Below are 22,797 nucleotides of genomic sequence, written 5' to 3'. Positions count from 1 at the left end.
TGTATCGGGTTTGTATCGGCGTCGATGCCATGCACATACCCTTTCACGGGGATATGCCGCTGCAAACGGGGTCTCATGTTACAGCCGATGAAGAGCTTTGGCTTCAGGCGGCTTTAACCATGAGGATTTTCGAAATGCTGCGTCGAATCACCTGGCTGATTCCTGTCCTTGCACTGCTCACCCTGAGCGGCTGCATCATTTTTCCCCACGGCGGCTGGCATGGCGATCATCGCCACTACGCGCCGCAAGGTCCGGGCTACTACGACCATCGTTAAGTCATGCCGCGAGAAGGATGCCAGCGTCCATTCATTCAAATGCAACAACTGATTTAGTGTCAGCCGAAATGCCCACAGGAATGTGGGCATTTTTCTTAAGACTCTATTCATTATCTTGTCAGGCAATTCGCGCTTGCGAGTAGGCATCCCGACTTGTGCAACATCACGCAACCCCCCGTCATAGAGCGTCACAGCAATGACGTAGGAACAGTCTGACCCCGCCTCTACCCTTTGCGCTCTCTCTCGAATCTCGTGGAAGCGTATGCAAAGAACTCTCATCAATCTCTCGCCGCGGCAGGCGCTCGGTTTCTGCCTCGCCATCATGCTGTTCGAATGGCTGACCTACATGGCCAGCGACATGGTCATGCCGGCGATGCTGACCGTCACTCGGGATCTTGAAGCCGATGCCCGTCATATCCCCAACGCCTTCAATCTCTACCTGATCGGTGGTGTGTGCCTGCAATGGCTGATCGGACCGCTTGCCGACCGGTTCGGCCGACGCCCGCTGTTGCTGGCCGGTTGCGCACTGTTCGGTGCAACGTGTGCAGCGACAGTCTTTACGCCCGGTATTGAAGTTTTCAACGCATTGAGGCTTATCCAGGGCATGGGGCTGGGGTTTGTGGTGGCTGTCAGCTATCCCGCACTTCAGGAAGTATTCTGCGAAGCCGATGCGGTGCGCCTGATGGCGCTGCTGGGCAATGTTGCACTGCTTTCGCCGCTGATCGGTCCGCTGCTGGGCAGTCTGTTGTTGGAATGGCTCAGCTGGCGCGAACTGTTTCTCGGCCTGGCCCTGGTTGCCGTACTTGCATGGACCGGACTGTACGCCTGCATGCCCGAAACCATCGGCGTGGTCCGTCGTGATGGCACTCAGCAACCGCCCATGGCCTTTTCCCTTCGCCAGATCGGTGTTCGATACCTTGCGTTGGCGCGCAACAAAAACTTTCTCGGGACCTGCGTTGCACTTGGCCTGATGAGCCTGCCGCTGATCGCCTGGATCGGTCTTGCACCGCTGTTGCTGATCCAGTCACTGGGGCTGACAACGCGGGAATATGCCCTGTGGCAGATACCGGTCTTTTCAGCCGTCATTCTCGGCAATCTGATTCTCGACCGGTTGCTGCCCACACGTGAATTGCCGCAGTTGATTCGTCTGGCACTGTGGCCGTACTGCCTGGGGCTGCTGACCCTGGTGGCCGTTGCCATGACCGGTCTCTCCCTCACCGCACTGATTGCCGGCCTCGCGCTGTACGCCGTAGGGCTGGGCATGAGCAACGCAGCCCTGTATCGGCTGGCGCTGTTTTGCAGCGATGACAGCAAAGGACTGGTCTCGGCCGCGATCGGCATGATTTCGATTGCCGTAATGGGTGCCGGTGGATCGTTGATTGCCGCCATCGGCGGCGGCCTTCGCCTCGATTTCTTTGCGCTGTGGGCCGCGGTCGGCGGCCTGCTGTGCCTGCCCCTGCTCAACCGGTTTTTGCCTGCTGCGGCAAGGCCGACCGTTCACCATAACGATAAGGACGTCTGATGTTCCATTTCCCCCACAGCGACAAGCTCTGCGCGTTGACGCAACCCTATTGCCCGGACGCCGTGCCGGACGGGCTGTTCGATCAGGCCATGGTCGAGATCAGCCGTTTCCACAGCCTGCATACCCCGGGCTACGAACGCTGGCTGAACGCCAATGGGCTGACCGTGGACAATCTGGACAGACTCGACGACTGGTCGCGTCTACCGCCGATTTTCGCCAGTTTTTTCAAGCAGCACCTATTGCTCAGCCCCACCGGTACCCACGCGTTGGAGCTGACATCCTCAGGCACCAGCGGTCAGAAAAGTCGCATGCGTTACGACGAACGCAGCCTGGGCGCCGCCCAGTACATGGTCGAACGCATCTTTCACCATTATGGCTGGAACAACCCGCAAACCCCGTGCAACTACTTGCTTTTGAGCTATGAGCCGGAAGAGACGATCAGCCTGGGAACCTCCTTTACCGACCAGTTCCTGTGTCGGTTCGCCCCCGTCAATCGAGTGGCCTATGCCCTGCGCCGTACCGGCGGCGGCCACGAGTTCGACAGTTTCGGCGTCATTGTTGCCCTGCAATCCTTCGCCGAAGAAGGCTTGCCCGTACGGATTCTCGGCTTTCCCGCCTTTCTCTGGCAGACCCTTGAACGCATGCGGGCCACCGGCGTTCGCGAACTGCAACTGACACCGGACTCGCTGGCGCTCTTCGGGGGTGGCTGGAAAACCCATGCCGCGCAGGAGATTCCCCGTCAGCAACTGTACGAGCGCATGCACCGACAACTGGGCCTTGAGGTCTCTCGCTGCCGTGACGGTTACGGCGCGGTCGAGCATCCGGTGCCTTACCTTGAATGTGCTCATCATCATTTCCATGTGCCCGTCTATTCGCAGGTCTTCGTGCGCAATCCGTCCGACTTCACGGTTCTGCCGTATGGCCGTCAAGGCTTGCTGAGTTTCGTCTCGCCCTACATTTCATCGAGTCCGGCCCACGCCGTGGTCATGAGCGATCTGGCCACCCTGCATCCAGGCGCCAGCTGTGGCTGCGGTCTATCTGCAGACTGGTTCGAACTGCATGGCCGCGCCGCGACCACGGCCGGCAGAAGCTGCGCCCTGGCCGCCGCTGAACTGCTGGGGAGGCATTGACATGTATCTGATCAATGGACAGCTTCACCCCGACTACCGGCTCGACGCCGCACTGGAGCAACTTCATCTGGACCTGCCACAGCGACTGGGCACGGCACTCCAGCGTGGGACAGTCCTCGATGCGGTCGCGGTTTTCTCCACCCGACTGCACGATCCGGATCTGCCTCTTGAACCTGAACACCGTCAATCCCTGATTGAGTTCTGCCAGCCTGATGCCCTGCAGCACAAACTGCAACGTGAGCTGGGGGAGCAACCGGATGCCTTGCGCCGCATCGACTATCGCGAGTCGCACTTCGAACGCTGGAGCCCGCTGGGTCTGGTGGTGCACATCACCCCTGGCAATGCGCCGCTGCTGGCCTTCTGCGCCGTGATCGAAAGCCTGCTGGCCGGCAACGTCAACTGGCTGCGTCCCAGCAGCAGTGATCAGGGCCTGACCGCTCGCTTGCTCCATGCGCTGACTCAGTGCGACGCCACCGGCCAGATCGCAGGACACGTCGCGGTCATACCAGCAACGACCGAGCAAATCGGCCAACTCTGCGAACGCGCCAACGGCATTTCAGCCTGGGGCGGCGAATCGGCGCTTCAATCCATCCGCCGACAGATCCCGGCCGGCTGTCGCTGGATCGACTGGGGTCATCGGATCAGTTTTGTTTACCTGACTCCCGAGACCGCCTCGCCAGAGGCGCTGGACGCGGTGGCGGATGAAGTCTGTCGTCTCGACCAACAGGCCTGTTCCAGCCCGCAATGGCTGCTGGTGGACAGCGATGACGAAGCTGTTCTGCGCATCATCGGCGCGGGCCTGGCAAAGGCGTTGGAACGTCGGGCCCAGCACTGGCCGGCCTTGATGCCGTCACTTCAAGAGGCGTCGCAAATCACTACAGACACGGCGATCGCGCAGTTGACCCAGAGTTTTGTCGGCCCCCCCGGACATGTCTGGAAAGCACCGGGCTGGCGGGTGATCTGGACGCATGACCAGCAACTCGCGCCCTCGCCGCTGTTTCGCAGTGTGCTGCTCAAACCACTGCCACGAACGCAAGTCATCGAGGCGCTCGTGCCTTGGCGAAACATGCTGCAAAGCTGCGCCCTGATCTGCTCCGAACACGAGACAGCAGAACTTTCGCAGATGCTGATCGCAGCAGGCGTCACGCGAATCGCCCCCGTTGAATCGATTCACGAAGGTTACGAGGGCGAACCTCACGACGGTGTCTATGCCTTGCAGCGCCTGAGTCGGCGGGTGTCGGTCAGCCTGCCGGTTGCGACGCTGTCTACCTGTGCCACGCTTGATCCGCTACCGGCACCGCCGTGCATCGCAGCTCGCCCGATCATGAACAAGGAAACGTTTGTCACCCGACCGATCAATCCGGCGGCCCGCCTGTACTTCCGCTCCGGGGGCAGCAGCGGCGTTCCGGTGTTGTCGGGTTTCAGTTACCGTGATTTTGAACGGCAGATGCGCGCAGCCGCCGATGGGCTGTTTGCGGCAGGCCTTGACCCGGCCCGGGATCGGGTGATGAACCTGTTCTTCAGTGGAGGGCTGTATGGCGGCTTCTTCAGCTTTTCCAAAGTGCTGGAGCTACTGGGTGTCACTCATCTGCCGATGGGCGCGCCCGCCGATGACGATTACCGCGAAATCGCCCGTTTGATCATCGAACAACGCGTCACCACACTGGTCGGCATGCCGAGCACCCTGCATCGTCTGTTTCTAAACGAGCAGTCACGATTGCGTGACTATGGCGGCATCGAAAAGGTCTTTCTCGGCGGTGAGCATCCCGGCGAACAGAGCCTTGCGTTGATGCGCAGCTGCGGCGTCAGGCTGATCCGTTCGGCCATTTACGGCAGCGTCGACGCCGGACCACTCGGCCATGCCTGCCCGGCAACGTCTGATGGCGTATTCCACCTGATGAGCGCTATTCAACACCTGGAAATCGTCGCGTTTGAAGCCGATCAGCCGGTGAATGGCGATGAAATCGGCCGTCTGGTGTTCACCTCGATAGAACGGCAAGGCCAGGACGTTCAGCGATACGACCTTGGCGACAGCGGCCGCTGGATACCCGGCCGTTGTCCATGCGGGCTGCCGGCTCCACGCTTCGAGCTGCTGCAACGTCACGGCCGGCTGCTGCGCATCGGCACGGACTTTATCTGTCTGGAAACACTGGCTCGGCATCTGCAGGTCGAGTTCCAGCTGGTCCTGGAGCACGCACCCGATGGGCTGGAGCGGATGCGGTTTCGCAGTTCGCTGCCCGCCCGCGAAGTTCATGACCGCCTGCTGGATTACCCGACGCTGGCGACCCTCATCCGCACGGGACTGCTGACGGTGGACGCAGAACACTGTGCGATCGATCAGTTCGCCCGAAACAAACACAGCGGAAAGACGCCGCAGGTGATCGACAACCGTAGCGTGGTCCCGCCCACTGACTTGCAAGGAATGCAACATGAACACAAGGATTGAGTTGAACGAGCTCGTGGCGTTTGCCCGTCGCCATTCAAGCTTTTACGCAGGCCACTTCGCTGATGTGCCCGAGCACGTCACTTCGCTGGCTGAATTGCCGGTGATCGATCCCGCTGCCTACTGGGAAGGCAGCCAGGATCTCGACCTCTGGCCTGTACTGACCGATTCTCTGGAAAACGCACTGGTATTCAAGACAGGAGGAACCACCAGCACCGGCAAATTTTCGGTTTTTCAGCGCAAGGAATGGCAAACACTGGTAGCGGACTTCGGTCGCAGTCTCGGCGGGCAGTTGAGCGCGGGAGACCGCATCGCCAACCTGTTTTTCGCTGGCGACCTCTACGCCAGTTTCATCTTCACCCACGATGCGCTGGCACAGGTGGAAACGGACATTGTCGAATTTCCGTTCACCGGTCATGTCGACTCGCTCATCCTCGCCGATGCCGTCGTTCGGCACCGAATCAATGTGCTGGCCGGACTGCCCGCCCATTTGCTGACCTTCGCGGCCTGGCTGGAACAGCACGGGCGGGTACTCGAGGGCGTGAAAACCCTGCTCTACGCCGGGGAAAGTCTCTTTCCGGCACAACTGCGACGATTGGGGCGTGTCTTTCCCGGTGCGCGCATTGCGTCTCTCGGCTATGCCAGTGTCGACGCCGGTTTCATCGGCGCCAGTCAACGGGATTGCGCGTTGGGCGAACATCATGCGGCGGACAACCATAGCGTGCTGGAAATTCTCGACGAAGAAACCGGAGAGGTGATTGACGGGTGCAACCGGGTGGGACGACTGGTGGTGACCAACATGACCCGTCGCTTGATGCCGTTGATTCGCTATCCGGTCGGCGATCGCGCCTGTTGGCGAGAGCCCGGTAATGTTCCCCGGCGCAAATTCGCGTTGATGGGACGCTGTGCCGACAGTCAGCGGGTTCGTGTCGGCATACTGACCCTCCTGCCTCAGGCCATCGGCCAAACCGTACAGCGGATTACCGGCAGTGAAGACTGGCAACTGGTGATCGAACAGGAAGGCACAAGGGATATTCTGTGCCTGCGCTGGGTACCGGATGCCCTGTCTGCGATGGCTGAGCAGGCAGACCGGTTACTGCACCGTGCGTTGATCGAAGCCTATCCATTGATCGAAGAGTTGAGCACCGGGCATTTGCTCGAATTGCAGATCCGGCGCTGCACGATTCAGTCACTGTCACGCCATCCACGGTCAGGTAAACAGCAGCGTGTAGTCGATCTGCGGGTATACGACAATCTGCACCGGGAGGACCGTTGATGGAAACCCTGATCCTGCGCAGTTACCGTAACAGCGACGCCCGTGCCGTCAGCCAGCTTTTCAGAAAGGTCTACGGCAACCAATACGCTCAGCCCCATGTTTACCTGCCGCGCATGATTACGCAGAACCATGTCGGCGGTCGCTGGCATTCATTGGTGGCGGTGTCGCAGGGGCGGATTCTGGGACACGCGGCATTGATTCGCGACAAGGAGTCGCGCATCGCCGAACTTGCATTGAGCGTGGTGGATCCACAGAGCCGTGGCCAGAACGTGGCCACCCGACTGAGCCGACAATTACTGATTCATGCCCAGGCGCTCGGATGCCACGGCGTGACGATCAAGCAGATGACCCATCATCTCTACACGCAACGGATGGCCGCCCGTCTGGGGTTTCACAACACCGGGCTGCTACCCGATCATGCCCCTTCGCCCTTTGGCGAACCGGTGCCGGAGTCGTTGGTGCTCGGCTATCTCCAGATCGACGGATACCAGCGACCGTTGCCAAGCCTCGCATGGCCGGATGGCTGCCGCGAATTCATGCAGCAGATGGTCGAAATGTTCGGGACACGGGACAACCCATCACCCTGGGTCGGCGACCCCATCCAACTGGATCAGCGTTGGGGGCGCTATGACTGCGTATTGGAGGCGCTTGACGACGGATTGCTCAAGCAATTGCAGCAGTTGCCGGACCATTGGCTGATTTCGATCAGGCTCAGACTCGCGCAGGGTTTCGATAGTGCCTGGCGCCAGTTGTCGACCATGGACTTCACCTTCACCGGGCTGGCACCCGATGAAAAAGGCTCTGGATGGCTGGCGTTGTTTCATCGCGGATTTCAACCAGGACCGCTGACATTGCACTGCCCGCGCATGCAGGTTCTGCAGGACGACACGCGACGGCGCAAACTCAAGGCTGCGTAAACGACGAGGCCCGCTCCGTTGCCGGGGCGGGCCTGCCTGATCACGCCTTGGCGCTGACACCCTTGTCGGTAGGAGGCTTGCGTTCCCCACCCTGACCGTAGGTCTGCAGATTCTGCAGCACATAGATGGCTTTCTTGTACTCGGGGATCAACGTATTGGCGTACTTGTTGCCCTTGAGATTGTTGTTCTGGATGGTATCCAGTTGCGTCGCGAAGTACTCCAGCGCATTGAACTTGGCGTCCGGATCCTTCTGAATGCCGAAGCGATCAAACTTGTCGCCGGCGTTGAGCAGCGTAATGGACGTGACTTCGGAAATCAGGCCACGGCTGCGCAGCATTGCACTGAGGCTGCCCAATTGTTTGGCCGAAACGTTGGTGGGATCGAAACCCTTGATGTTCTTGTGCAGACCCTGCTTGTCCATCTCGGCGATGCTGATTGCGTTGGGGTCGTTGCCGACCAGAGCCAGCATCTGCTTGACCTTCACGCTTTGGGAAACCGGTTTGCTCGAGCTTCCTGTGTCTCGAACCAGCAAACCCGCCTTGGGTTGCCAGGCACCGGTATAGCCGATAGTCATGTGCAGGCTCCTTGCGAGGAAAACATGAAAAATTCCTTGTTGGACGACTTTTGAGTTGCCCGGAGTATCGGCCGGCAAACTAATGGCACCAACTCCTTTCTGCACTTTTTTACAATTTTCGTACATTCACGATACAAACCGGTAACAGCTCGGAAATACGGGACCAGAGCGTTCATGACAATGTGATGAAAGTGGGTTTATCGCTCTAATGTTCGGGACAGTTAGTTCTCGTGTATCAGGCCGGATACGTTCCATCGGTCGGGATTGCATCTTTTAGGACGCAAGTACCTAAAGCTTCCCGATGTCGCGACGATACGTTAGGAAACCCGCGCTGTTTTCCCCTTGCCCACAATAAGAATCCCTGCTCAAGGACCGGTTTCCATGCCCGCATTCCGCACCATTCAGGCTCGCTACACGCTGTTTCTGGTTCTGTTCATTCTGTTGTTGTCGGTGCTGACCGTGGTTGGCATCAGCCAGCTGGTTGCGCCCAAGCTGCGCCATACCGAAGAACAGGTGGTGCTCAATCGCATTGCTGAAGTGGCCGAGCAGATCCAGGGCGAACTGAACAAGGTCCAGGCGCAACAGCGCAGCATCACCCAGACCATCCCGCTGCTCGACAGCGCAGCCATCGACACCGTGTTGCCGGGGCTGGTGGATCAATACGGCGAGCTCAAAGTATTCGGCGGCGGCATCTGGCCGTTGCCCGGCCAGCGTGAGGCCGGACGCAACAAGTTCAGTACGTTCTGGCACCGCGACGCCTCCGGCAAACTGGCGGTAAACACCTTCTGGAACAGCGACGCAGCCCCCAACTATTACGACCAGAGCTGGTACAAGGGCGGCATGCAGACCCCGCGCGGCCAATGCGCGTGGGCCGCTGCCTATAAAGATGACGCCAGCGCCGAACCGCGCACCAACTGCGCCATGGCCATCCAGAAAAACGGCAGCGCCTGGGGCGTCTCGACCATCGACGTGACATTGGGCTTCTTCAACGATCTGGTGGCGCGCAAGGAAAAAGACCTCAACGCCGAAATGCTGATCGTCGAGGCCGACGGCAAGATCATCAGCAACAGCTCGCGCATCAGCGGGCCGATCGTGCTGAAGAACATCAGCGAACTGGCCGGTGGCTCGACCTTCGCCAGCCAGGTCAAGGCCGGGCTGCAAAACCGCGAGCAGGCGCAGCGCGTCGAATTCGACAATCACGGTGAAGCCAGCACCTTCTTCATGCGCCCGATCGAAGGCACCCCGTGGTTCCTCGCCACCGCGCTGCCGACCAAAATGCTCACCGCCCAGCGTGATGACGTGCTCAGCAGCCTGAGCCTGTTGCAGATTCCGCTGGTGATCCTGCTGGTGCTGCTGCAGGTCTACGCGATTCGCCAACTGGTTTCGCGCATGAAAGCGCTGAAAGCCAACATCGATTCGCTGTCCAGCGGCGATGCCGACCTGACCCGGCGCATCACCATCCGCGCTGAAGATGAGCTCGGCGCCATCGGGCACTCGGTCAACACCTTCATCGCCTACCTGCAGAACATGATCGGCGAGGTCACCCAGGCCACCGGCGCCATGGCCTCAAGCCTCGACAACCTGCAACGCACCTCGGCGCACACCAGCCAGATTCTGCTGCGCCACGCTTCGGAAACCGACCAGACGGTTACCGCGATCAACGAAATGAGCTCGACCGCCGAAAGCGTCGCGCAAAATGCCGCTGAAACCGCCGCCTTCACCCAACGCGCCAATGAAAACGCCGACCGCTCGCGCGTGGTGGTTGGCGAAGCGTCAAGCAGCGTGGTGGCGTTGATCGACGAAGTGGCCAGCGCCACGCACAAGGTCGAAAGCATGCAGCAGGACGCCCAGCGCATCACCGAAATCCTCGGCGTGATCGGCGCCATTGCCGGCCAGACCAACCTGCTGGCGCTCAACGCCGCCATCGAAGCAGCGCGGGCCGGTGAACAGGGTCGCGGTTTTGCAGTGGTGGCGGACGAAGTGCGTGCCCTCGCCGCCCGCACCCAGGCCAGCACCTCGGAAATCAACGAGATGTTGAGCCGTCTGACCCAGGGCGTGAGCTCGTCGGTCAGCGCCATGGAAAACACCCAGGCCAGTTGCCAGTCGGCCGCCGATGCCACGGCGCGAGTCAACAGTGGCCTCGACGAGATGGCCGGTTCGGTCAGCCACATCAACAGCCTCAGCACCCAGATCGCTACCGCTGCAGAGCAGCAAAGCGCGGTCACCGAGGAGATCAACCGCAGCATGGTGCAGATCCGCCACATGGTTGATGAGCTGGTGGAAAGCGGTCAGGCCAGCGAACTCAACACCCGCCAGTTGCTGGAAGCCAACAGCCGGGTCAGCGCGATCATGGGGCGGTTCAAGGTTCGCTGACCGTTTTGTCATCTTGCGCTCAGTGGCCTGTCAGCTTTGATCTACGATCATGTTGGCAGGCCTGCCTCGTATCACTTGGAAACACTCCGTTGATGCCCGGCAGGAAAAACCGGTCAAAATGCCTTCCTTTTTTGACCGTTTCTCCTCTAAGCCGAGAGCCCTCCATGCGAAACCATCTGCGTCTGGCCGCCCTGAGCGCCCTGTTCATCTCCTCCCTGGCGCAAGCAGCCGACCTTATTCCGATCGAAGTCCACCGCGACGCCAACTGCGGCTGCTGCAAAAAATGGATCAGTCATCTGGAAGCCAATGGCTTCAAGGTCGAAGACCACGTCGAAAGCGACATGAGCAGCTTCAAGCAGCAACACGGCGTACCGCCACGTCTGGCGTCCTGTCACACGGCAATCATCAACGGCAAATTCGTCGAAGGCCATGTACCGGCGGAACAGGTGCTGGCCCTGAGCAAGCGTGACGACCTGCTGGGCGTTGCCGCACCGGGCATGCCAATGGGCTCACCGGGCATGGAAATGGACGGCATGAGCGATGCGTATCAAGTGATCGGCCTGAAGAAAGACGGTGCCGATGTGGTGGTGGCGGATTACCCGGCCCATTGATGGCGGCGGGTTATCTCGGGCTGTTTGTGGCCGCGTTTGGTGCGGCGACGCTGTTGCCGCTGCAATCGGAAGCCGTGCTGGTCGGGCTGCTGGTCAGCGAGCGCTATTGGCTTTGGGGGCTGTTGGCCGTGGCGACGCTGGGCAACGTCCTCGGTTCGCTGGTGAACTGGTGGCTGGGGCGCAGGCTGGAACGCTTTCAGGACCGGCGCTGGTTTCCGGTCAGCCCCAGGCATATGGAGCGAGCCCGCGTTCACTATCAGCGTTACGGTCACTGGTCGTTGCTGCTCAGTTGGCTCCCGGTCATTGGCGATCCGCTGACGCTGATCGCCGGGGTCATGCGCGAACCTCTCGGGCGATTTCTGTTGATCGTCACCCTCGCCAAAGGCGCCCGCTACGGGGTGCTGGCGATGCTCACCCTCGGCTGGCTCGGTTGAACGATCGGGCCCGGGGATTGCCTGTGTTTAACGTCGCCCTAATCCGGCCGTTCCAGCATCGGCCGATTTCTTGTGGAGTTGTCCTATGTCCGTATCGCTGACCCGCTGGCTGCCCGGCCTGCTGCTGACCGCCGCCCTGCCCCTGCTCGCTCACGCCGAAGGCCCGCAATACGGCCCGCAATTGCAGGGTTTCGAGTATCCCTACACCCTCAAGCACTTTGCCTTTCAGTCTCAGGGCAAATCGCTGCAGATGGGTTACATGGACGTCGCCGCCCACGGCAAGGCCAACGGGCGCACCGTGGTGCTGATGCACGGCAAGAATTTCTGCGGCGCGACCTGGGACAGTTCGATCAAGGCCCTCAGCGAAGCCGGTTACCGGGTGGTCGCCCCGGATCAGATCGGTTTCTGCACCTCCAGCAAACCCGATCACTACCAGTACACCTTCCAGCAATTGGCGGCCAACACCCAGCAATTACTCAAGGCGTTGGGCATCCAGAAGGCCACCCTGCTCGGCCACTCCACCGGCGGCATGCTCGCCACCCGTTACGCGTTGCAATACCCGGATCAAGTCGAGCAACTGGCATTGGTCAACCCGATCGGCCTGGAAGACTGGAAAGCCCTTGGTGTGCCGTATCGCAGCGTCGATCAGTGGTATCAGCGCGAATTGAAAGTCACCGCTCAGGGCATTCGCGACTACGAACGCACGACCTATTACGACGGCCGCTGGAAACCCGAATTCGACCGCTGGGTGGACATGCTCGCCGGCCTGAGCAACGGTCCGGGCAAGACTCAGGTCGCATGGAACTCGGCGCTGATCTACGACATGATCTTCACCCAGCCGGTGTACTACGAGTTCAAGGATTTGAAGATGCCGACCCTGCTGCTGATCGGCACCTCCGACACCACCGCCATCGGCAAGGACATCGCGCCGCCCGAAGTGAAGGCGAAAATCGGTCACTACGAGGTGCTGGGCAAGCAGGTGGCGAAACTGATTCCTCAGTCCACGCTGGTGGAATTCCCCGGCATGGGCCACGCCCCGCAGATGGAAGAGCCGGCGAAGTTCCACGAGGCACTGCTGGGCTGGCTGGACAAAACCAATCCCGTTCGTTGAAGAGGTAACGCTGATGGCGGTGCAGATTGCGGTGATCGATGACTGGCAGGACGTCGCGCGGGGCGTAGTCGACTGGTCGGTGCTCGACAGTCTCGGCGAAGTCACCTTCGTCCATGAGTACCCGGCGGACAACGCCACGCTGGCCGAACGTCTGGGCCGGTTCGAAGTGATCTGCGTGATGCGCGAACGCACGCGCTTCGACGAAGACCTGCTCAAACGCTTGCCGAACCTGAAGCTGCTGGTCACCGGCGGCATGCGTAACGCGGCGCTGGATATGCCGGCCGCGGCCCGCCTCGGGATCAAGGTCTGCGGCACCGACAGCTACAAACACGCAGCGCCGGAACTGACCTGGGCGCTGATCATGGCCGCCACCCGCAATCTGCTGAACGAGGCCAACGCCCTGCGCGCCGGCCAGTGGCAGCAAGGTCTGGGCGGCGACCTGCACGGCAAGACACTGGGCATCCTCGGGCTCGGCAGCATCGGCCAGCGGGTGGCGCAGTTCGGTCAGGCGTTCGGCATGCGCGTCATCGCCTGGAGCGAAAACCTCACCGCCGAACGCGCCGAACAGGCTGGCGTCACTTATGTCAGCAAGCAGCAATTGTTCGAACAGGCTGACGTGCTGTCGGTGCACCTGGTGCTCAGCGATCGCAGCCGGGGCCTGGTCGATGCCCAGGCGCTGGACTGGATGAAGCCGACCGCCCTGCTGGTCAACACGGCGCGCGGGCCGATTGTCGACGAAGCGGCGCTGATCAAGGCCTTGCAGAAACAGCGTATCGGCGGTGCGGCCCTTGACGTGTTCGATCAGGAACCGCTGCCGGCACTGCACCCGTTTCGCACCCTCGACAATGTGCTGGCCACGCCTCATGTCGGCTACGTCAGCCGCCAGAACTATGAGTTGTTCTTTTCGCAGATGATCGAAGACATTCAAGGGTGGTCAGCCGGGGAACCTATCCGCCTGCTTAACTAAGTCATCTCGCCTTCGCGGGCAATCCCTGCCCGCGAAGCAGCACCCACTGCCTGCCCGCCAACACAACTGTCCGCACCGCAACAGTGCGCCCGCACTTTCCCGGCGCCCGAAATCGTGACTGGTCGGTCACCATTTTGCGTCACCGAACCCGCCAGACATGCACTTCGTCGGGGCGCACCCCCTCCCGAAGCCACGGATTTCGTGAGCCTGCAACAGATTGTCGAACAATTCATCCAATTGCCCTGGCCCGCTCTAGGATCTGGCCTAGACTGGTTTTCGCGGGGTAAAACCGGCCGGTCACAAAGTCAAAAATTCGTCGAAACTTTTGCAGATCGCGGCGGGTCATCTGATAGGCAGGGCCAAAGCGACTGGTTCAAGTCTTGCAATGGCCCCCTCACCCATTCTGCTTGCACGTGTTGGGTAGCGATTTGCTCACTCATGCGTGGCGTGTTTGCGCCCGGCCACAGGACCTGGCCATGGACATCGCATGTTCAAGACAAGAATCAGATCAAAAAGACGGGAGATTCATATGATCAGTGCGGCATTGGAAATTCAGGGAGAACGGGCTCATCAGCCGATGGGTGAATCGAGCACTTTAAGCGTTCCCGGCAGCCGATCGATCAGCGTCCCGATCACCAAGACACTGACGCCGATAGCCAGTCAGAACCCCAACAAGAAAAAAGTGTTGTTCGTGACCTCGGAAATCGCCGATCTGGTGAAAACCGGCGGTCTGGGAGACGTTTCTGCCGCCCTGCCCCGCGCGATGGCACATCTGCATGACGTGCGGGTATTGATCCCGGGTTACCCGCAGGTCATGAACAGCGAAAATCCGATCCACATCATCGGCGAACTGGGTGGCCACGCTGCACTGCCACCCTGCAAGATCGGGCGCATGGACATGCCCGACGGTCTGGTCATTTATGTCTTGATCTGCCCTGAACTCTACGCCCGTGACGGTGGCCCGTATGGCGCCAACAATGGTCGCGACTGGCCGGACAACCACATTCGCTTCGCTCGCCTAGGTCTGGCCGCTGCTGATATCGCCGCCAACCTCGCGCAAATCCACTGGTGCCCGGATCTGGTGCACGCCCACGACTGGCCGGCCGGTCTCGCGCCTGCCTATATGCACTGGCGCGGGCAACGCACGCCGACCCTGTTCACCATTCACAACCTCGCTTATCAAGGCGTGACCAGCCTGGGCTCGTGCCCGGAACTCGGGATTCCCGCCCATGCCCTGCAACAGGAAGGCATGGAGTTCTACGGCAAAATGTCGTTCCTCAAGGCCGGCATGGCCTATTCGAGCCATATCACCACGGTCAGCGCTACCTACGCGCAGGAAATCACCACACCGGATTTCGGCTGCGGTCTCGACGGTTTTCTCGCCGCCAAGACCCAGCAAGGTTTGCTCAGCGGCATCCCCAACGGCATCGATGAAAGCTGGGACGCCGCCACCGACCCGCACCTGTTCGCACCGTTCGCCATCGGCGACTGGGAAGGCAAAGCGGTCAATGCCGCCCACGTTCGCGAACTGTTCGGCCTAGAACAATCGGAAGGTCCGCTGTTTGCCGTGGTCTCGCGGCTGGTCTATCAAAAAGGCCTCGACCTGACCGAGGCGGTGTCGGAATACATCGTGCAGAACGGTGGCCAGATCGCAATCATCGGCCGTGGCGAGCCGGAAGAAGAACAAGCCATGCGCGAACTGGCGCTGCGCTTCCCCGGCCAGATCGGCGTGCGCATCGGCTTCAACGAAACCGACGCCCGGCGGATGTTCGCCGGCAGCGATTTCCTGCTGATGCCGTCGCGTTATGAACCGTGCGGTCTGAGCCAGATGTACGCCCAGCGTTTCGGCTCGTTGCCGGTCGCGCGCAACACCGGCGGGCTGGCCGACACCATCGAAAACGGTGTCACCGGTTTCCTGTTCAACGAATCGACCGCCGACAGCTACCGCGAAGCCCTGAGCCGCGCGTTCAAGGTATTTGCCTTTCCCGAACTGCTCAACGCCATGCGCTGCCGGGCAATGGCCGCGCCATTCAACTGGTGCAAGGCGGTCGAACCCTACGCCGAACTCTACGAACAACTGGTGGCCAAGTCGCTGGGAAAAACGCACCACAAATAACCAGGGAGCTTTACAACAATGCCGTCACGGACACCTGAAAGCTGGCCCCACGGCGCGATCATGCTGGATGCCGACCACACACAATTTGCGCTGTGGGCGCCGGATGCGTTTTACGTCAGCGTCGAGCTGGGCAACGGCCAGTCGCTGCCTATGCTGCCCCAGGGCGATGGCTGGTTTGTCATCAAGACCCGCTGCCCTGCCGGCAGCCGCTACCGCTTCAACATCGACGGTGAACTGGAGGTGCCCGACCCGGCCTCCAGGGCGCAGGACGGTGATATCGACCGTCACAGCGTGGTGGTCGATCCCCACGCCTATCCATGGCAACACGTAACGTGGCGAGGTCGGCCGTGGAATGAAGCGGTGATCTACGAGTTGCATGTGGGTGCGCTAGGCGGATTCGATGAGGTCGAAAAGGATCTGGCCCGACTGGCCGCCCTGGGCATCACCGCTATCGAACTGATGCCGATCGCACAATTCCCCGGCTATCGCAACTGGGGGTATGACGGCGTACTGCATTTTGCGCCACAAGCCTCCTATGGCACTCCGGAACAGCTCAAGCATCTGATCGACAGCGCCCATGGCCACGGTCTGGCGGTGATTCTCGACGTGGTCTACAACCATTTCGGTCCGGACGGCAACTACCTGCATCGCTACGCCAAGGGCTTTTTCCGCGAAGACAAACACACCCCGTGGGGCGCGGCCATCGACTTTCGCCGTCGTGAGGTGCGGGACTTCTTCGTCGAAAACGCACTGATGTGGCTGCTGGAATACCGTTTCGACGGTTTGCGCCTGGATGCCGTCCATGCAATAGAAAGTCAGGACTTCCTGCCCGAACTGGCGCAGCGTGTCCGCCAACAGGTCGACCCTGCCCGTCATGTATGGTTGACCGTCGAGAACGAACTCAACCAATCGAGCCTGCTGGAAGAAAATTACGACGCCCAATGGAATGACGACGGCCATAACGCTTTGCATGTGTTGTTGACGGGCGAAACCGATGCCTACTACGCCGACTACGCTCTGCAACCGACCGAACAACTGGCCCGCTGCCTGAGCCAGGGCTTCGTGTTTCAGGGGCATATCACCCGCCACGGCGAACCACGCGGCGAACCGAGCGAGCATCTGCCGTCCACTGCCTTCGTACTGTTTCTGCAAAACCATGACCAGATCGGCAACCGTGCCTTCGGCGAGCGCCTGCATCAGTTGGCCGATCCGCGCGCGCTCGAGGCGGCGACGGTGCTGCTGTTGCTGTCGCCGATGATTCCGCTGATGTTCATGGGCGATGAATATGCCGCCGAGCAACCGTTTCTGTTCTTCACCAGCCACCACGGCGAACTGGCGAAACAGGTACGAGAAGGCCGTCGCAACGAGTTCGCTGCATTCAGTGCGTTCACCGACCCGCATAAGCGCGAACGGATACCCGACCCCAACGCCGAATCGACCTTCCACGCCTCGCGGCCAACGCGGTCCGGTAATGGCACACCGCGCCAGCAGGCAACGAATGAGCTCTATCGTCACCTGCTGCAATTGCGTCACCGCTACATCATCCCGAACCTGTCCGGCACCCAGGCCCTTGGCGCGCAAATGCTGGGCCGTGGTGCGGTCAGCGCACGCTGGCGTCTGGGCGATGGCAGTGAGTTGCGAATTGACCTGAACCTCAGCGGGACGGCAGTGGTCAACCCTCCACGGACCGGCGCGGTGTGGCTGTTTCAACAGCCCCCCGCTGCCGAGATGTCGGATAAGGGCCTTCTGCCCCCGTATTGCGCGCTCGTCAGCCTCACGGCCGCAACCCCTTTGCCCCCCTTGGATGGAGAGCGCCTATGAGCGATGCGCAACTGGAAATTCTCGCCAGCCGAGCCGGCCTTGCCGTCGACTGGATCGACGCCAACGGGCGAGCCCAAAAAGTCGCCCCGGCCGTGCTTCGCAATGTGCTGATCGGTCTCGGCCACCCGGCCGGCACTGCCCAGGAAATCGACGCCAGCCTGCTTGAACTGCAGCAGGTACAGGAAAATCGCCAACTGCCGCCACTGCTTACTGCCGATCTCGGCAAGGGCCTGGATCTGGCCCGCTATTTCGAACCAGAAACCCCTTGTGAGATTCACCTTGAAGATGGCTCGCGCTTGAGCCTGCGGCTTGATGCGGAGTCGATACTGCCCGGAGAGATTCCGGTCGGCTATCAGCAAGTGCACATCGCCGATCAGCAATTCACCCTGGCCGTGGCGCCGGAACGCTGCTTCAGCGTGGGCGACGCGGTGGACAGTCCGATCCCGCGCGCTTGGGGCCTGAGCGTGCAGCTTTATGGTTTGCGTCGCCCTGGCGATGGCGGTTTCGGCGATACCCAGGCCCTGGAAGAACTGGCCCGGGTGGCCGGCGAACGGGGTGCCGATGCACTGGCGATCAGCCCATTGCACGCGATGTTCAGCGCCGACACCGGGCGCTACAGCCCTTACTCGCCGTCCAGTCGGCTGTTTCTCAATCCGCTGTATGCCGCACCGGGGACCATCCTCGGCGAGCGCGCGCTGCGTGATGCGATTGACGCCGCCGGCTTGACCGACCAGTTCAAGCAACTGGAAGACCTGAAACTGGTCGACTGGCCGAAAGCGGCCGAAGCCAAATTGAAACTCCTGCAAGCCTTGTACGACGGTTTCATCAGCGGCGAACACCCGTTGCACGCCGACTTCTCCAGTTTCCGCGATGCCGGCGGTGAAGCGCTGGAAAACCACTGCCGCTTCGAAGCCATCCAGGAAATGCGCGCCGCCCGTGGCGAGAGCCTCGACTGGCGCGAATGGCCGGAACACTGGCACGACCCGCGCGGCGCAGCGCTCGGCGCATTTGCCGAGGAATACGCCGAGCGCATCAGCTACTTCGCGTTCTGCCAATGGTTGATCCACCGCTGCCTGGAGCGCGCCCAGACCGCCGCTCGCAGCGCCGGCATGGGCATCGGCCTGATCGCTGACCTGGCGGTGGGTGCCGACGGCGCCGGCAGCCAGGCCTGGAGTTTTCAGGACGAACTGCTTGCCTCGCTGACCGTCGGTGCGCCGCCGGACATTCTCAATCGCTCCGGACAGGGCTGGGGTATTTCCGCGTTTTCCCCGGAAGGCCTGGTGCGCAACGGTTTTCGCGCGTTTATCGAGATGCTGCGCGCCAACTTCGCCCACGCCGGCGGGCTGCGCATCGACCACGTCATGGGCCTGCAACGGTTATGGGTCATCCCCAACGGTTCCGCCCCGGCAGACGGTGCGTACCTGTATTACCCGGTGGACGACTTGCTGCGTCTGCTGACCCTCGAATCCCATCGTCATCAAGCGATAGTGCTCGGTGAAGACCTCGGCACCGTACCCGACGGCCTGCGGGAGAAACTGATCGCCCGCGCCATGCTCGGCATGCGCGTGCTGTTGTTCGAACAGGACAACACCCATTTCAAACCGATCCTCGACTGGCCGGACAACGCACTGGCCACTACCAGCACCCACGATCTGCCGACGCTCAACGGCTGGTGGCATGGCCGCGACATCGACTGGAACGCGCGGCTCGGGCTGGTCGATGCCAACGGCGAAATCGACTGGCGCCGTTACCGCGAACGCGAGCGTGAAGGCCTGCGCAGTGCCTTGAGCCAGGATCCGCAGAACTTTCGCGAGGAATCCCACGAGGCCGATCAGGTGGTCGACGCCGCTGTGCGTTTCCTCGGCCACACCCGCGCGCCGCTGGTGCTGTTGCCACTGGAAGATGCGCTGGGGCTCGACGAACAGGCCAACCTGCCCGGCACCATCGACACCCACCCGAACTGGTCGCGCCGCTTGCCGGCCACCAGTGAGACACTGCTCGACGGTGTAGACGCCGCAAGACGCCTGGAACTATTGGCGTGTGCCCGCCTTCAAGCAGCCGAGCGTGACCAATGAGTTCATTGCCTATCCCGACACTGCGCGCCACGGTTCGCCTGCAATTTCATCGCGGTTTCACCCTTGATCAGGCGGTGCCGCTGGTGCCGTATTTCTCTCGACTCGGCATCAGCCACATTTATGCCTCGCCGCTGCTGGCCGCGCGCGCCGGCTCGATGCATGGCTACGACGTGGTCGACCCGACCCGGGTCAATCCGGAACTTGGCGGCGAGCCAGCCTTGCGTCGTCTGGTCGCCAGCCTGCGCGAGCACGGCATGGGGCTGATCCTCGACATCGTCTCCAATCACATGGCAGTCGGTGGCGGGGACAACCCGTGGTGGCTCGATCTGCTGGAATGGGGACGGCTCAGCCCCTACGGCGAGTTCTTCGACATTCAGTGGCACTCGCCCGACCCATTGATGGAAGGCCAGTTGCTGTTGCCGTTTCTCGGCAGTGACTATGGCGTCGCGTTGCAGGACGCGACTCTGCCGCTGGTGTTCAACGCCGAGAGCGGCACCTTTCACGTCGAGCATTACGAGCATCACTTCCCCATCTGCCCCGGCGACTACGGCGAACTGCTCAGGTCCGCTGACACACCGAACGAAGCCCTCAGGGCCCTCGCTGAACGTTTCAGCGCGCTCAGTTATCAGACCGACGCTCGCGCGCTGGCGATTCCGCTCAAGGAAGAACTTCAGCAACTGGCCAGCGACCCGCAGATTCTGCAGGCCATTGAGCGCAACCTGACGCACTACGATTCGAAGACCGAAGACGGTTTTCAGCGTCTGCACCAATTACTGGAGCGGCAAAGTTATCGTCTGGCGAGCTGGCGCACGGCAGCGGATGACATCAACTGGCGGCGCTTCTTCGACATCAACGAACTCGGCGGTTTGCGGGTCGAGCGTCCGGCAGTGTTCGAGGCCACCCACGGCAAGATTTTCCAGTTGATCGGCGAGGGCATGATCGACGGCTTGCGCATCGACCACATCGACGGCCTCGCCGACCCACGCGGTTACTGCCGCAAGCTGCGCCGCCGCCTCGATCACCTGGCGCCGGGCCGGCACTTGCCGATCTACGTCGAGAAGATTCTCGGCGACGGCGAAACCCTGCCCACCGACTGGGCCGTGGACGGCAGCACCGGTTACGAATTCATGAACCAGCTATCGCTACTGCAACACGACCCGGACGGCGAACACGTGCTCGGTGACTTGTGGCAACGCCGTACCGAGCGCCCCGCCGCGTTCATCGAAGAAGCCCAACTGGCGCGCCAGCAGATCCTCAACGGCTCGCTGGCCAGCGATTGCGAAAGCGTCGCCCAGGCCCTGCTGCAAGTGGCACGCGACGACCTGATGACCCGCGACCTCACGCTCGGCTCGATCCGCCGGGTGTTGCAGGCGCTGATCGTGCACTTCCCGGTCTATCGCACCTACATCACCCCGATGGGCCGCTCGGCCCGGGACGAGGTGTTTTTCCAGCAGGCCATGGACGGTGCACGGCAGACATTGAGCGAAGCCGATTGGCCAGTGCTGGACTCCGTAGCCGGTTGGCTCGGTGGTCAGCCATGGCGGCGCAAACCCCGTGGGCGCTCGCGCAAAATCCTGCGCCATGCCTGCGTGCGCTTTCAACAGCTCACTTCGCCGGCCGCCGCCAAAGCGGTGGAAGACACCGCGCTGTATCGTTCGGCGGTGCTGCTGTCGCGCAATGACGTCGGCTACAACACCGAGCAGTTCAGTGCGCCGGTCAGCGACTTTCACGCGGTGAACCTGCAACGTCTGGAGAGCTTTCCCGACAATCTGTTGGCCACCGCCACCCACGACCACAAACGCGGGGAAGACACCCGCGCGCGGCTGGCCGTGCTCAGCGAGCGCAGCCATTGGTACGCCGAACAGATCGAGCTGTGGCGCGCCCTCGCCCGACCGCTGCGCCATGACGATCAGCTGCCGTCGTCTGCGGACGAACTGATCCTTTATCAGGCGCTGCTCGGCAGTTGGCCGCTGGAGTTGCGTGACGACGATCAGGCGGGCTTCGCCGATTACGCCAAACGTGTCTGGCAGTGGCAGCAGAAAGCCCTGCGCGAAGCCAAGCTGCAAAGCAGCTGGAGCGCGCCGAACGAAGCCTACGAAAACGCAGCCCAGGCGTTCACCGAACAATTACTGCTGGCTCCTGAAGGCGAACTGCTGCGCGGAGCGCTGGCCAAGACCGTCAACAGCATCGCCGCCGCCGGCGCCCTCAACGGTCTGGCGCAAACCTTGCTGCGCATGACGGTGCCGGGAGTGCCGGATCTGTATCAAGGCAACGAGTTCTGGGACTTCAGCATGGTCGACCCGGACAACCGCCGGCCAGTGGACTACGCCGCCAGGCAGCAGGCGCTGGAGGCACCCGGGCCGGTTCAGGAACTGTTGGCGAACTGGCGCGACGGGCGAATCAAGCAAGCATTGATCGCCGAGGTGCTGCGTCTGCGCGCCGACCACACCGAGTTGTTTCGCCAGGGTTCGTACCAGGCCCTCGAGGTGCTGGGCAGCCAGGCGCACAACGTGCTCGCGCTTGCCCGCGAGCATGGGGAGCGACGGATCATCGTGATCGTGCCGATCCGTTGCGCAACCTTGCTGGAAAACAGTGCTGTGCCGATGGTTGACGCGCTGCGTTGGGGCGATACGCGGGTGGTTTTACCGTTCGACACCTCTGACGAAAATCCGAAGGGACTTTTTTCGAGCACCGCAGTCACAAAAAACAGGGAGCTGCAGGTCAGCGCCGCGCTGGGGGATTTCCCGGTCAATCTGCTTATCCAACACGTCTAGCAGCATGAGTTCAGTTCAGGAGCATTGCGATGAGTACCGACGATAAACGCATCCGCGAATTCGCCTATCAGATCTGGGAATCCGAAGGTAAACCCGAGGGCCAGGACGCCCGCCACTGGGAGATGGCGCGCAAACTGGCCGAAGCCGAAGCATTGGCGCCGAAAAAATCGCCAAAAGCCGCCGGCAGTAAAACCGCCGGCAAGACCGCCACCAGCAAAGCGCTCGACGGCAAAGGGACAGCTGCCAAACCCAAGACAGCCGCCACGACGAAGGCCAAGCCCGCCGGTGCTGCCAAAGTGATTCCACCGGGCGAAAAAGCCACCGAGAAAAAGCCCCGCGCGCCACGCAAGCCGCCTGCGGTCTGACGCCCCCCCGAAC

At 61.4% G+C, this 22,797-nt stretch carries 16 protein-coding genes and 2 pseudogenes; 17 read left to right on the top strand and 1 reads right to left on the bottom strand.

The genetic code is table 11. The annotated features are described in order from the left end of the window. Positions 1 to 134 precede the first annotated feature (134 nt). From CAF76_RS28685 to CAF76_RS00640, 6 genes are all read left to right on the top strand, one after another. Entirely contained in the window at positions 135 to 275 is a 141-nt protein-coding gene (locus CAF76_RS28685) for a hypothetical protein (protein WP_178076145.1), read from the top strand. Between the two features lie 262 nt (positions 276 to 537). Continuing rightward, a complete protein-coding gene (locus CAF76_RS00660) occupies positions 538 to 1,797 on the top strand; it encodes an MFS transporter (RefSeq protein ID WP_085646471.1) in 1,260 nt (419 codons plus the stop codon). After that, entirely contained in the window at positions 1,797 to 2,927 is a 1,131-nt protein-coding gene (locus CAF76_RS00655) for an acyl-protein synthase (RefSeq protein ID WP_085646470.1), read from the top strand. The genes CAF76_RS00660 and CAF76_RS00655 overlap by 1 nt, the downstream gene beginning before the upstream one ends. Before the next feature lies 1 nt (position 2,928). Then, positions 2,929 to 5,373, top strand: a complete 2,445-nt coding sequence (locus CAF76_RS00650) for an aldehyde dehydrogenase family protein (RefSeq protein ID WP_085646469.1) — start codon at positions 2,929 to 2,931, stop codon at positions 5,371 to 5,373. Then, entirely contained in the window at positions 5,357 to 6,646 is a 1,290-nt protein-coding gene (locus CAF76_RS00645) for a phenylacetate--CoA ligase family protein (RefSeq protein ID WP_085646468.1), read from the top strand. The genes CAF76_RS00650 and CAF76_RS00645 overlap by 17 nt, the downstream gene beginning before the upstream one ends. Then, complete coding sequence (locus CAF76_RS00640) at positions 6,646 to 7,563, top strand: GNAT family N-acetyltransferase (protein WP_085646467.1); 918 nt, start codon at positions 6,646 to 6,648, stop codon at positions 7,561 to 7,563. The genes CAF76_RS00645 and CAF76_RS00640 overlap by 1 nt, the downstream gene beginning before the upstream one ends. Before the next feature lie 40 nt (positions 7,564 to 7,603). On the opposite strand, the gene CAF76_RS00635 is transcribed toward CAF76_RS00640, so the two are convergent. After that, the gene (locus tag CAF76_RS00635; protein WP_064596317.1) at positions 7,604 to 8,137 is read right to left on the bottom strand and encodes a hypothetical protein; all 534 of its coding nucleotides are present in this window, start codon (positions 8,135 to 8,137) and stop codon (positions 7,604 to 7,606) included. Between the two features lie 381 nt (positions 8,138 to 8,518). Between CAF76_RS00635 and CAF76_RS28980 the strand changes: the two are divergent. From CAF76_RS28980 to CAF76_RS00585, 11 genes and pseudogenes are all read left to right on the top strand, one after another. After that, a pseudogene (locus CAF76_RS28980) lies at positions 8,519 to 9,649 on the top strand (cache and HAMP domain-containing protein); the annotation flags it as partial. 339 nt (positions 9,650 to 9,988) lie between these two features. Further along, a pseudogene (locus CAF76_RS28975) lies at positions 9,989 to 10,510 on the top strand (methyl-accepting chemotaxis protein); the annotation flags it as partial. 164 nt (positions 10,511 to 10,674) lie between these two features. Beyond that, positions 10,675 to 11,121, top strand: a complete 447-nt coding sequence (locus tag CAF76_RS00625; protein WP_007957572.1) for a DUF411 domain-containing protein — start codon at positions 10,675 to 10,677, stop codon at positions 11,119 to 11,121. Next, positions 11,121 to 11,555, top strand: a complete 435-nt coding sequence (locus tag CAF76_RS00620) for a YqaA family protein (protein ID WP_085646465.1) — start codon at positions 11,121 to 11,123, stop codon at positions 11,553 to 11,555. The genes CAF76_RS00625 and CAF76_RS00620 overlap by 1 nt, the downstream gene beginning before the upstream one ends. 85 nt (positions 11,556 to 11,640) lie before the next feature. Next, a complete protein-coding gene (locus CAF76_RS00615) occupies positions 11,641 to 12,666 on the top strand; it encodes an alpha/beta fold hydrolase (protein ID WP_085611706.1) in 1,026 nt (341 codons plus the stop codon). 13 nt (positions 12,667 to 12,679) lie between these two features. Then, positions 12,680 to 13,633: a D-2-hydroxyacid dehydrogenase family protein gene (locus tag CAF76_RS00610; RefSeq protein WP_085646464.1), complete on the top strand. Its 954-nt coding sequence runs from the start codon at positions 12,680 to 12,682 to the stop codon at positions 13,631 to 13,633. Between the two features lie 529 nt (positions 13,634 to 14,162). Further along, positions 14,163 to 15,749 (top strand): glycogen synthase GlgA, encoded by a 1,587-nt coding sequence (glgA, locus tag CAF76_RS00605; protein WP_039768136.1) that lies wholly within the window; start codon positions 14,163 to 14,165, stop codon positions 15,747 to 15,749. 18 nt (positions 15,750 to 15,767) lie between these two features. Beyond that, the gene (treZ, locus tag CAF76_RS00600) at positions 15,768 to 17,570 is read left to right on the top strand and encodes a malto-oligosyltrehalose trehalohydrolase (protein WP_039768135.1); all 1,803 of its coding nucleotides are present in this window, start codon (positions 15,768 to 15,770) and stop codon (positions 17,568 to 17,570) included. Then, a complete protein-coding gene (gene malQ / locus CAF76_RS00595) occupies positions 17,567 to 19,645 on the top strand; it encodes a 4-alpha-glucanotransferase (protein ID WP_085646463.1) in 2,079 nt (692 codons plus the stop codon). The genes treZ and malQ overlap by 4 nt, the downstream gene beginning before the upstream one ends. Beyond that, the gene (locus CAF76_RS00590; RefSeq protein WP_085646462.1) at positions 19,642 to 22,419 is read left to right on the top strand and encodes a malto-oligosyltrehalose synthase; all 2,778 of its coding nucleotides are present in this window, start codon (positions 19,642 to 19,644) and stop codon (positions 22,417 to 22,419) included. Before malQ ends, CAF76_RS00590 begins: the two co-directional genes overlap by 4 nt. 29 nt (positions 22,420 to 22,448) lie before the next feature. Further along, positions 22,449 to 22,784: a DUF2934 domain-containing protein gene (locus tag CAF76_RS00585; protein ID WP_085646461.1), complete on the top strand. Its 336-nt coding sequence runs from the start codon at positions 22,449 to 22,451 to the stop codon at positions 22,782 to 22,784. Positions 22,785 to 22,797: the final 13 nt, after the last annotated feature.

Source organism: Pseudomonas sp. B40(2017) (assembly GCF_002112855.1).
Lineage (GTDB): Bacteria > Pseudomonadota > Gammaproteobacteria > Pseudomonadales > Pseudomonadaceae > Aquipseudomonas > Aquipseudomonas pharyngis.
The sequence above is the reverse complement of the archived record's forward strand: the minus strand, read 5'-3'. Positions and strand labels throughout refer to the sequence as shown.

Excerpts from the sequence above, each read along its gene's own strand:
- CAF76_RS00640 (WP_085646467.1), top strand. The coding sequence starts at position 6,646 with ATGGAAACCCTGATCCTGCGCAGTTACCGTAACAGCGACGCCCGTGCC.
- CAF76_RS00615 (WP_085611706.1), top strand. The coding sequence starts at position 11,641 with ATGTCCGTATCGCTGACCCGCTGGCTGCCCGGCCTGCTGCTGACCGCC.
- CAF76_RS00590 (WP_085646462.1), top strand. The coding sequence starts at position 19,642 with ATGAGTTCATTGCCTATCCCGACACTGCGCGCCACGGTTCGCCTGCAA.
- malQ (WP_085646463.1), top strand. The coding sequence starts at position 17,567 with ATGAGCGATGCGCAACTGGAAATTCTCGCCAGCCGAGCCGGCCTTGCC.
- CAF76_RS00610 (WP_085646464.1), top strand. The coding sequence starts at position 12,680 with ATGGCGGTGCAGATTGCGGTGATCGATGACTGGCAGGACGTCGCGCGG.
- CAF76_RS28685 (WP_178076145.1), top strand. The coding sequence starts at position 135 with ATGCTGCGTCGAATCACCTGGCTGATTCCTGTCCTTGCACTGCTCACC.
- glgA (WP_039768136.1), top strand. The coding sequence starts at position 14,163 with ATGATCAGTGCGGCATTGGAAATTCAGGGAGAACGGGCTCATCAGCCG.
- CAF76_RS00635 (WP_064596317.1), bottom strand. The coding sequence starts at position 8,137 with ATGACTATCGGCTATACCGGTGCCTGGCAACCCAAGGCGGGTTTGCTG.
- CAF76_RS00650 (WP_085646469.1), top strand. The coding sequence starts at position 2,929 with ATGTATCTGATCAATGGACAGCTTCACCCCGACTACCGGCTCGACGCC.
- CAF76_RS00625 (WP_007957572.1), top strand. The coding sequence starts at position 10,675 with ATGCGAAACCATCTGCGTCTGGCCGCCCTGAGCGCCCTGTTCATCTCC.
- CAF76_RS00645 (WP_085646468.1), top strand. The coding sequence starts at position 5,357 with ATGAACACAAGGATTGAGTTGAACGAGCTCGTGGCGTTTGCCCGTCGC.
- CAF76_RS00585 (WP_085646461.1), top strand. The coding sequence starts at position 22,449 with ATGAGTACCGACGATAAACGCATCCGCGAATTCGCCTATCAGATCTGG.
- treZ (WP_039768135.1), top strand. The coding sequence starts at position 15,768 with ATGCCGTCACGGACACCTGAAAGCTGGCCCCACGGCGCGATCATGCTG.
- CAF76_RS00620 (WP_085646465.1), top strand. The coding sequence starts at position 11,121 with ATGGCGGCGGGTTATCTCGGGCTGTTTGTGGCCGCGTTTGGTGCGGCG.
- CAF76_RS00660 (WP_085646471.1), top strand. The coding sequence starts at position 538 with ATGCAAAGAACTCTCATCAATCTCTCGCCGCGGCAGGCGCTCGGTTTC.
- CAF76_RS00655 (WP_085646470.1), top strand. The coding sequence starts at position 1,797 with ATGTTCCATTTCCCCCACAGCGACAAGCTCTGCGCGTTGACGCAACCC.